The sequence below is a fragment of the Rhizobium sp. P2_G2 genome (assembly GCF_056403555.1).
This window is the reverse complement of the sequence record NZ_JBFUFF010000167.1, coordinates 1-8,975: the sequence shown is the minus strand read 5'-3', so window position 1 is coordinate 8,975 and position 8,975 is coordinate 1. Positions and strand designations below refer to the sequence as shown.

The 8,975-nt window shown below is 59.2% G+C and carries 7 protein-coding genes and 4 pseudogenes; 6 read left to right on the top strand and 5 right to left on the bottom strand.

Going from position 1 to position 8,975, the window contains the following annotated elements:
• The 3 genes and pseudogenes from AC1D06_RS40435 to AC1D06_RS40425 all read left to right on the top strand — a co-directional run.
• Nucleotides 1–242 (top strand): annotated as a pseudogene (locus AC1D06_RS40435) (hypothetical protein); the annotation flags it as partial.
• Nucleotides 243–279: 37 nt separating this feature from the next.
• The gene (locus AC1D06_RS40430) at nt 280–726 is read left to right on the top strand and encodes a DUF4334 domain-containing protein (protein WP_477877394.1); all 447 of its coding nucleotides are present in this window, start codon (nt 280–282) and stop codon (nt 724–726) included.
• Nucleotides 727–1,003: 277 nt separating this feature from the next.
• Nucleotides 1,004–1,228 carry a hypothetical protein gene (locus AC1D06_RS40425; protein WP_477991097.1) on the top strand — a complete coding sequence of 75 codons (225 nt, stop codon included), beginning with the start codon at nt 1,004–1,006 and terminating at the stop codon, nt 1,226–1,228.
• Nucleotides 1,229–1,264: 36 nt separating this feature from the next.
• Here AC1D06_RS40425 and AC1D06_RS40420 read toward each other — a convergent pair whose 3' ends face one another.
• A complete protein-coding gene (locus AC1D06_RS40420) occupies nt 1,265–1,576 on the bottom strand; it encodes a DUF982 domain-containing protein (protein ID WP_477877209.1) in 312 nt (103 codons plus the stop codon).
• Between the two features lie 191 nt (nt 1,577–1,767).
• On the opposite strand from AC1D06_RS40420, the gene AC1D06_RS40415 reads away from it, so the two are divergent.
• Nucleotides 1,768–2,745: a 3'-5' exonuclease gene (locus tag AC1D06_RS40415; protein WP_477991096.1), complete on the top strand. Its 978-nt coding sequence runs from the start codon at nt 1,768–1,770 to the stop codon at nt 2,743–2,745.
• 47 nt (nt 2,746–2,792) lie between these two features.
• Here AC1D06_RS40415 and AC1D06_RS40410 read toward each other — a convergent pair.
• The 4 genes and pseudogenes from AC1D06_RS40410 to AC1D06_RS40395 form a co-directional block, all read right to left on the bottom strand.
• Nucleotides 2,793–2,882: pseudogene (locus AC1D06_RS40410) on the bottom strand (ATP dependent DNA ligase); the annotation flags it as partial.
• Between the two features lie 15 nt (nt 2,883–2,897).
• Nucleotides 2,898–4,063, bottom strand: a pseudogene (locus AC1D06_RS40405) (ISAzo13 family transposase).
• 80 nt (nt 4,064–4,143) lie between these two features.
• Nucleotides 4,144–4,557 (bottom strand): annotated as a pseudogene (locus AC1D06_RS40400) (ATP dependent DNA ligase); the annotation flags it as partial.
• Between the two features lie 11 nt (nt 4,558–4,568).
• Nucleotides 4,569–5,573 (bottom strand): calcium-binding protein, encoded by a 1,005-nt coding sequence (locus AC1D06_RS40395; protein ID WP_477991095.1) that lies wholly within the window; start codon nt 5,571–5,573, stop codon nt 4,569–4,571.
• Nucleotides 5,574–6,399: 826 nt separating this feature from the next.
• Between AC1D06_RS40395 and treZ the strand changes: the two genes are divergently transcribed.
• Both treZ and AC1D06_RS40385 read left to right on the top strand, forming a co-directional pair.
• Nucleotides 6,400–8,355: a malto-oligosyltrehalose trehalohydrolase gene (gene treZ, locus AC1D06_RS40390; protein ID WP_477991094.1), complete on the top strand. Its 1,956-nt coding sequence runs from the start codon at nt 6,400–6,402 to the stop codon at nt 8,353–8,355.
• Between the two features lie 105 nt (nt 8,356–8,460).
• Complete coding sequence (locus AC1D06_RS40385) at nt 8,461–8,931, top strand: Hsp20 family protein (RefSeq protein WP_477991093.1); 471 nt, start codon at nt 8,461–8,463, stop codon at nt 8,929–8,931.
• Nucleotides 8,932–8,975: the final 44 nt, after the last annotated feature.

Sequence of the window (8,975 nt, the reverse complement as noted above, 5' to 3'; positions counted from 1 at the left end):
ACTTTTCCGCAGGCGAGGGAGAGGAATACATCTGGGCATCGTGGCGGTCCGGATCGCTGGAGGAACTGGTGGCGACCTGGCCCGCCAGGACGCCACCCAAACAAAGCGAGCTCGGGCGAGGCTGGTGGCTGCCGACGCTGGAGGAGTTGCGAACGGCGCGGCGCAGCGCCAAATCCAGGCGGCGCACCAAAGGTCGCCGGCAAGAAGGTTCCTCTGGTGGGARCACAGCAAACGACCCTTGACGAATTTCGACGCTTGCCGCCGATCGAGCCGCGCGAGATGGGCGGGCTCTGGAAAGGGCGTGGCATCCCAGCCGGGCATCCTTTCGATGGCGTCCTGGAAAATCTCGGCTGGTTCGGCAAGCGGTTCAGGCCGGACATGCGCGCTGATGCATTACTGTTTCGCTTCGACGAACGGCGCTTGGTTGCCATTGATCCGGCCAGAATTCCGCTACGGCTGGCGCTTCGTTTCCATAAAGTCGGCAGGATGCGCCTTGCGAAAAACCTGTTTGCCTATCTCCAGCGCGGACTGCGGGCGAGGGGTCCAGTCGCCTCCCTGAAGACGGTCGTGTTTGGCGGCGTTGAGAGTGCGGCCATGGTCTACGACGACCAGCCGATCGTCGACTATTTCCGTCGGATTGATGAGGAGAGACTCATGGGGGCGATGACGATCCGGGGCGAGGAGCCGGTCTACTTCTTTGAACTTGAGCGCGTCGACGGACCTTGAAAACCGAACGGCCGGATATCATTTGTCGCTCACTACCCGTATCGATGACCGCCTTGTCGAGCAGTTTGCTGCCGCGTGTGGTCGTCCGGGTCGACAGGGCGCTCCCCGTGAAGGGTCGAGCGCCCTGTCCATTTTAGCGCGTTGGCCCTGCGTCGGTGCAGCCCCGGGCTGATCAGTTGCTCGATCTCGATCAGGCGCGAGTATTCATGCTAAATTCAGCGTTGCTAAACTATGGGTTCCGCTTCCGATGATTATCCAGGCATCCAGTGGGCGGCTCATGAGCGTTGAAGCCATCAACAATCCGATTACACCTTCGCAATTCGAACACGTCCGACTGGTTTACCAAGCAATCATAGCGCTGCCTTGGTTCTTCGACTCGGAAGACACGCGCCAGGACTGTGCCGATCTGGTGATGCGCCGTTATCGCCAAGGCACGACCGACCCCGCTCGGCTGTTTGAAGAATGTGTCGAGGAAGCCAGACACCGCTTCGCTCTGAAGTAGGAGCGAATTCAGGTGCCGGCTTCGCCGTCGCCCGACTCATCCCTGTCTTTGGCGGCGTTCTCCTGAGCGACCGACGCGATTTGCGCGTCCATGAAAGCGAGGTGATCCGGATATTATCTCGAACGGAAGCCCCGCTTCCATAGCGGCAACCATGAAGCTTGCTCGCGCAGCCAGCATTGTCGTTTCCCCTGCGAGATAGGCCTGACAGTTCCTGACGGCACGAAGGTATGAGGGCCCGGATGCGTCGGGCCAGAGTTCATACAGGCAGTTCAATGCGTGCTCGGCGCTTTCAACCGGCACCCAATCCAGGCCGAGCTTGAGAGCGACGATCTTATCAAAACCTGCCACGTTCCTTTACGCCCTTTGGCAACGAGACCAATACTCCGCTATCCTGTCCAATAGAGGACTTGCCTTCCCAGGCCAATCGTCGCGCCGCTCCAATCTCTTGTGCGCTATCACGCTGGCTGCGGAAGAAGTGTGATGGAGGCTTCTCTTGGATATTTCATTGACTTAATATCCAGCGAAACGGGCAGGGTGGCATGGCATCACAGCTTGATATGTTTTCCGATGACGAGCGGCCGCGAGTCATAGCGCTGGAGACGACCAGGAAGGCGCGGCAATCCTACCCCCTTCTTTCGGAAGAGGACATGCTGCGTGCGCTTGAAGCGACGGGGCGGTATCGCGTCCTGAGGAAGCTGGAGCCACGCCAGGTCGTTGATGTGTGCTGCCCGGGTTTCCCGCTGACCGGCGTGATCGTCGACACCGAGACCACTGGTCTCGATCCTCGCCAGCATGAAATCATCGAAATCGGTCTGGTGGCCTTTTCGTTCAATGAGCAAGGCGACGTCGGTGATGTCTTTGGCGTCTATGGTGGCTTGCAGCAGCCGATGAACCCGATCCCACCCGAGATCACCCAGCTTACCGGGATCACGGATGAGATGGTTGTCGGTCAGGTTCTCGACATGGGCGCGGTGYGCGCCATCGTCGAACCGGCCGATCTCGTCATCGCGCACAATGCCGCCTTCGACCGGCCCTTCTGCGAAGGCCTCAACGACATCTTCGCGCGCAAGGCATGGGCGTGCTCGGTCTCCGAGATCGACTGGAGCAGCCGGGGCTATGAAGGTACGAAGCTTGGTTATCTCATCGGCCAGAGCGGATATTTCCACGACGGACACCGCGCCGTCGACGATTGCTTCGCACTGCTCGAGGTTCTGGCCGGAGAGCGCAGTGGCGCCGAGCGTTCTGCTTTTGCGGCACTCTACGATGCCAGCCAGCTTTCACGCGTCCGTATCTTTGCGGAAAATTCTCCTTTCGATCTGAAAGACCATCTCAAGGCGCGTGGCTATCGCTGGGCTGACGGTAGTGATGGACGCCCCAAATCCTGGTGGATCGAGATCGCCGAAGCAGACCTGGATGAGGAGCTTCATTTTCTGCGGGCCGAAATCTACCGCTGGCCGGACGCCGATCCACCCATCCAGCGACTGACCGCATTCGACCGCTTCCGCGCGCGAAAATAGATGCCTGCCTTTTCTCCGCCTCACTCAGCGTCCTGAACCTCTCGCAGTCACTTGTAGGACGTGTGGCGCAGGTTTCCGTCATGAGTCCAACCGCGAAACTCGATTTCGGCAATCAGCGTCGGCTGCACAAACGCGAGGGAATCGTCGACAAATTACGGCTTCGTTTTTGCGGTTTTGGGCCTAATTGTGTAGTTCCATTCGCCGTGGAAGGTGTTGCGGATGATATTGAGTTGGGCCATTTCGGCGTCGGAGATTTTGATGCCGGCGGGATAGAGATTTTCATCGAGCTCGCAACGCACCGTCAAGCCGGCGGTCGAGGTGGTCGCTGCGATGAGTTCGACGATGGTACGATAGTCGACAAGTGGTCGTCCCCGCCAATTGCGTGAGATGAATGAGAAGAGGCGGTGCTCGATCTTGTTCGATTTGCTGGTTCCGGGCGGCAGGTGCAGGACGATAATGTTCAGACCCAGTTCGTTGGCGAGCTTTTGCAGTCGACCTTCCAGAGGCGGACGCGCGAGCCGTTGCTTCCCCCGCCATCGGCGGTGATCGTCAAGGTATGGGCGTGCGGATGGCGGTCGCGTCCCATGCTCTTCCACCAGGAACGGATTGCATTGACGGCAAAAGCCGCCGTGTCATCGATCCCGACACTGACCCATCCCTTGTCGTCGGCGATGTCGTAAATACCGTAGGGCGCGGCGCGACCGAGTTTGGGGTCGACGAAGTCGTGGGCGCGGATCTTTTCGGGCGATCCGGCCGGCTGGTATTCACGGCCGCCATTCCTGAAGTCGCCGACCAGTTCTTTCTTCTTCGTATCGACGGAGATCGCCGGCTGGTCGGCGGCGATGGCGGCCTTGACCGTCTGGGCGATATGCTGGAACTGAGCGTCGCCGGCATGGCCTGATCCCTCGAGCGTCTTTCAATTAGCTTGCAGAGAGTAGCCAAGTCTTTTCAATAGGCTCCCGACGACGTCGTAGCCGACCCGATGGCCCATGGCGCAAAGCGCGCTCGACAAGTTGCGCAGGCTTTTCGAGGTCCACTTCCACCGCGACATCGGATCGCCGCGCGTTGACGGATCGACAAGACCTTCGAGGTCGGACAGATGCGTGGGGTCCGTCTCGGTCAGGGGCTTGCGACCCGCACCCTTGCGCCGCACCCCGCCAAGCGCTGAATCCGGCGCTTGGCCGCGCAGTTCGCGCAATCCATAGCTGATGGTGCTGCGCGCGATCCCCGTCGCCGCGCTCACCGCCGCGCTCCCGCCCCATCCGGCCGCAAGCGCTTCCGCCGCAGCAAAACGACGACGGCCTCGCTCGTCCAGCATCGGACTGAGCGCTTCATAACGCAGTTTTATCCCAGCAACATCGATCACCGACACGCTCTACAAACAAACCGCGAAAATGGGAATCCACAATATCCAACTTCCCGATTCAGAAATTTATCGATGCTTCCTAGGTTCTTGCCTTTGAGCGGCACGGTAGGCTTTTTACTCTTCAGCGTGTCGAGCGTCTTCTTAAGATACTCCGCATCCCTGAGATTGAAGCCGGTCCCGACGGAACCGACGTAAGCCCAGTCATGGCGCTGCCTTGCCGGCAGGAGCAGGTTGTCGATGCTGCCGCGGGCTGCGGTCGATTGTTCATAGTCGACGATCATGAAGCTTTCGCTCTGGATGCATTTGACCTTCAACCAGTCGCTGGTGCGGCCGGCGCGATAGGGCTGATTCCGATGCTTGGCAATGATACCCTCCAGCCCCATCGAGCAGGCATGCGCCAGAAGGGCGGCACCATCGCCGTGCACCTCCTCGGAGAGCTGAATCGCCCGCAACGGCCTCAGAACAGGAAATCGGCCTTCGACAAGTCGTGAAAATTGACGTGGTCAAGGGTCAGCACGTCGCCGTGCCCGAAGTCGAGGACAGCATCGCCGCCGTTCTCATGCATGTGCCCCTTGAGATCGCCGAAGCTGCCGAACCCCTTCATAGCGCTGAGATTGATCTTGTCGTGATCGTTGCCGGACACCTGGAAGTCGGTGAACTCGTCGGCATCAAATCCCGTGGAGAAGATGAAGACATCAGCGCCGCCGCGGCCCGTCAGGACATCGTGGTCCAAGCCGCCGGAAAGCTGGTCTGATTGACTGCCACCCTTCAGGTGGTCGTCTCCGACATTGCCATCGATGAGCCCGTGGACCACGCCGTATTTGCCGTCGTAGAGGTCATCGCCCGCATAAAGATCGATTTTGCCGTCGACGATACCCTTGTTGATCACGGTATCGTCGCCATAGAAGGTCTGGATGCCACAAGCCTGGCCACTGATGGTGCCGGTGTTTACGATGGTCACGGCGCCATCCAAGTAGCCGACAACTCCAATACCTATCCCCGCCCCGCCCGAGATCGTGCCGGAGTTATGCACATCTGCGTTTCGGGTGCCGAGCTCGAGGCCATATGCGGTCGCGTTAATCGTTCCTGTATTGGTAATCGAAAGATTTTCGCCGCGGGCATCGATTCCCCAATAAGRATCGATCTCACCGTGATTGGTGATCACTGCGCCGTCTCCCTTGGAAAGGATGCCATCATAGACCGAGTTGATTAGCCCGGTTGCGCCGACCGTGACATGCACGCCAGAGGGCTGGGTATAGTCATTGCCCAGTGCAAGGCCGACATTGCCCGACAGGTGACCATTGATTTCGAAGGAACGCCCGGCCGCATCCGAAGTTGCATCGATGGCAAAGCCCGATGGCAGCGTGATGCTTCCGCCTTCGGCAATGATATATTTTGTATCCGCGGCATTGGCGTCGACGATGGTATGAATATCGCCGGTGACTGTGTAGGTCGATGTCATGATGCTTTCGTTCCTTGTAAGCCGGGCAGGTGGCTGTGGCGCCATAGGGCTGCTCGGTTGCTCTGCCTCAGTAACGGGCGATCACGCCGCTTTGACTTTGTTTCATTTGTTTCAATTGTATCAGCCGGCGCATCGCGAATTAGATGAGGGTGTGTCCGCGAGATCGGGGGCCGAGGATCCGATCGCCAATGGTTTTGTGGTCGCCATGCATCGGACAAGCGGCACCCGAGCCGCGGCAACTGAGCGGGCTTGAGTAATTGCAAGTCATAAGTTGGAGGCCGACGGTTGTGCCCTTGCCGAAAGCAGCGGGGGACGCAGTGTCAGCTCGAGAGTGGGGCATGCGCTGAGATCAATCTCACTGGCTGCCTTTTCGCACCTCGCCCTGATCAACAGTGCCTATAATCTCGTCAATCACCGCGGTCCTACCAAAGACCGCTCAAAGTCTTGACGCTGCTCCGTTCGGATGCTGCATCTTGCGAGCCGCTTGCAGTTTTACGGTGATCAAAGACGGCAAAGTTCCATGGATAAGAGAGCCCACGGCCGTTCCCGCCGCTCTCGTCCCACCCGCTGACAGTTCCAGGATCATCGGAATGGACCGTACACCTTCTGCCATAGAGCACCTCGCAGAGCCCCGGCGGGGTCTGCCATCGCGTGTGTGTAATCGCTTTGATCGGAGGGGAGATTTGGGCCTCCTGCTCCGGGAACTCTGCCGCTCTGATCCTGTTTATGGTGATTGGATGTCCTCAATCGAAACAGAGGTTTGATTGAGACGCGGGCTTTCCGGCCGCCTATATCGCAACGACAACGCGCGCAATTTAGGAGAACCATGACGACGACACGGATTCCCTACCAAGGAACACTTAGGAGAAGATATCCGGTCGGCGCCGAATGCAGCGAAGGTGGTGTCTCATTCCGCCTTTGGGCACCGGCCCGCAGCCGTGTATCTGTTTTGCTCGCGGATGGTACCGAGCATGCCATGGCTGCAGGCGAGGGCGGATACTTCAGCCTCAATGCACAGGGTCTCGGCGCTGGTGCGCTGTACCGTTTCCGACTGGATATGGTCACTGACTTGGCCGCCGACCCGGCCTCCCGCTTCCAGCCGACAGGGCCCAGCGGTTGGTCGATGGTTGTCGATCCCAATTCCTATGATTGGCGCGATCAAGACTGGCGAGGGATAACAGCTGACCGTCAAGTGCTCTACGAAATGCATTTTGGCACCTTCACACCAGAGGGCAGCTATGCGGCGGCGGCTGAAAAACTGCCCTTATTGAAGGGAATCGGCATCACTTGTCTTGAAATTATGCCCGTCAACGAGTTTTGCGGTGACTTCGGCTGGGGCTACGACGGGGTCTTGCCCTATGCCCCGTCACGCCTCTACGGCCAGCCTGACGGTCTGCGGGCCTTCGTCGACGCGGCCCATGGGCTCGGCATCGGCGTGATCCTCGATGTCGTCTACAATCACCTCGGCACGACACATCGTTTTTCCGACCTCACCCCCGACTATTTCACCGACCGCTATGCCAATGACTGGGGCAGTTCGATCAATTTCGATGGCAATAACTGCCACGGCGTGCGGGAATTCTTCTCAAAGAATGCGGCCTATTGGATTGATGAGTACCACTTCGACGGACTGCGCCTGGATGCTACACAAGCGCTGTTCGATGCCGGTGACGAGCACATCATCGCTCTCATCGCCCGAGAGGCACGCGCCGCGGCAAGCAAGAAAAGCATTTACATAGTCGGGGAAAATGAACCGCAGGAGACGCGGCTGGTGCGGCCATCCGCCCAATCGGGCTACGGGCTGGATGCGCTGTGGAACGATGATTTTCATCACTCCGCCATGGTGGCATTAACCGGCAGGAGCGAAGCCTATTACCACGACCATCGAGGCACGGCACAGGAGTTCATCTCCGCTGCCAAATACGGCTATCTTTTCCAGGGTCAGCGTTACGACTGGCAGGATGCGCCGCGCGGACGGGCTGGCTTCGATCTGCGACCGCAAAACTTCGTGCACTTCTTGCAGAATCACGACCAGATCGCCAATTCCGGCAAAGGCGCCCGCATGGACCGGCTCGCCTCCCCAGCCCGCGTGCGGGCGCTGACGGCGCTGCTGCTTATCGGCCCACAAACACCCATGCTGTTTCAAGGCCAGGAGTTCGGCGCATCGAGCCCGTTCTTCTATTTCGCCGACCTTTCCGGCGGCGAGATCGACGCCGTTCGCACCGGACGGCTCGACTTTCTGAAGCAGTTCCCCAGCCTTCGGGATGAGGTTTTTGCCCAGACTATGGCCAATCCCTCGGCTCGCTCCACCTTCGAAACATCGAAGCTAGACTGGGCCGAGCATGCAGAAAACCACGAAATCGTCAGGCTACATACCGACCTTCTCGCGCTCCGGCGCAACACGGCAGCATTCAACGCTGAGCCAAACTCTGGTGGGCGCAGCCTGGACGGAAGCGTAGTCGGCGAAAGGGCCTTCTTGCTGCGCTTCTTCCTCAGCATGCCCGAAGACGAGCGGCTGCTCATAGTGAACCTCGGCCCGGACATCACCATCACCGGCCTCGCGGATCCGCTGCTCGCCCCGCCAACCGGCAGCCAATGGTCGGTTGTTTGGTCGAGCGAGGATTTCGCCTATGGAGGAAGCGGCCGGCGACCTGCGGATCTGCAAAGTCGCTGGACGCTCAGCGCCGACTGCTCCCTGATTCTGGCGCCGGTGACGAGAGGCCGCCGCGCAACGCCGGACAGCGATCAGTTGAAAGATTGGCAGAATTACATTTCAGAGTAGCAGCGTTTTATCCGGGAACGCCGCCAGCCTTGCACCATCGGCTTTCTGTGGGGCTGATATATTTGGACACAACGTCCCCACCATGTTGCTTACGAGGATATGGCTATGAGAGCTGAATGCGATTTCGCACCGCTTTACCGCTCGACTGTTGGTTTCGACAAGGTCGTCAAACTGCTCAGCAATACACAGCGCGTTCAGGCCGTAGACGCTTGGCCGCCTTACGGCATCGTAAAAAATGGCGAGAACCGCTACGCTATCTGCCTTGCCGTCGAGGGCTTCTCCATGGGCGACCTCGACGTGACGCGGGAGCGCAACGTCCTCGTAGTGGAGGGCGGCGCTGCTCAGAAGCGAGAAGGCGAGTATCTGCACCGCGGCATCAGCACACAGTCGTTCGAACGACGCTTTGAGCTAGCCGACCCCGTCCATGTCGAGGGGGCGTCGCTCGCCAACGGACTGTTGGCGATCACGCTCAAACGCGAAATTCCAGAGCAGGCCAAGCCGCGCCGCATCGCGATCGAAAACGGCTCGTCCGCGACCACTTCATTGCAAATCGAAGCGGACAAGCAGGCCGCCTGAAGCAGAACACTGACTTCATATTTGTGCCGGGGGCGGTCCCGGCA

Coding starts and splice junctions, on each gene's coding strand:
- AC1D06_RS40430 (WP_477877394.1), top strand. CDS start 280: ATGGGCGGGCTCTGGAAAGGGCGTGGCATCCCAGCCGGGCATCCTTTC.
- treZ (WP_477991094.1), top strand. CDS start 6,400: ATGACGACGACACGGATTCCCTACCAAGGAACACTTAGGAGAAGATAT.
- AC1D06_RS40425 (WP_477991097.1), top strand. CDS start 1,004: ATGAGCGTTGAAGCCATCAACAATCCGATTACACCTTCGCAATTCGAA.
- AC1D06_RS40385 (WP_477991093.1), top strand. CDS start 8,461: ATGAGAGCTGAATGCGATTTCGCACCGCTTTACCGCTCGACTGTTGGT.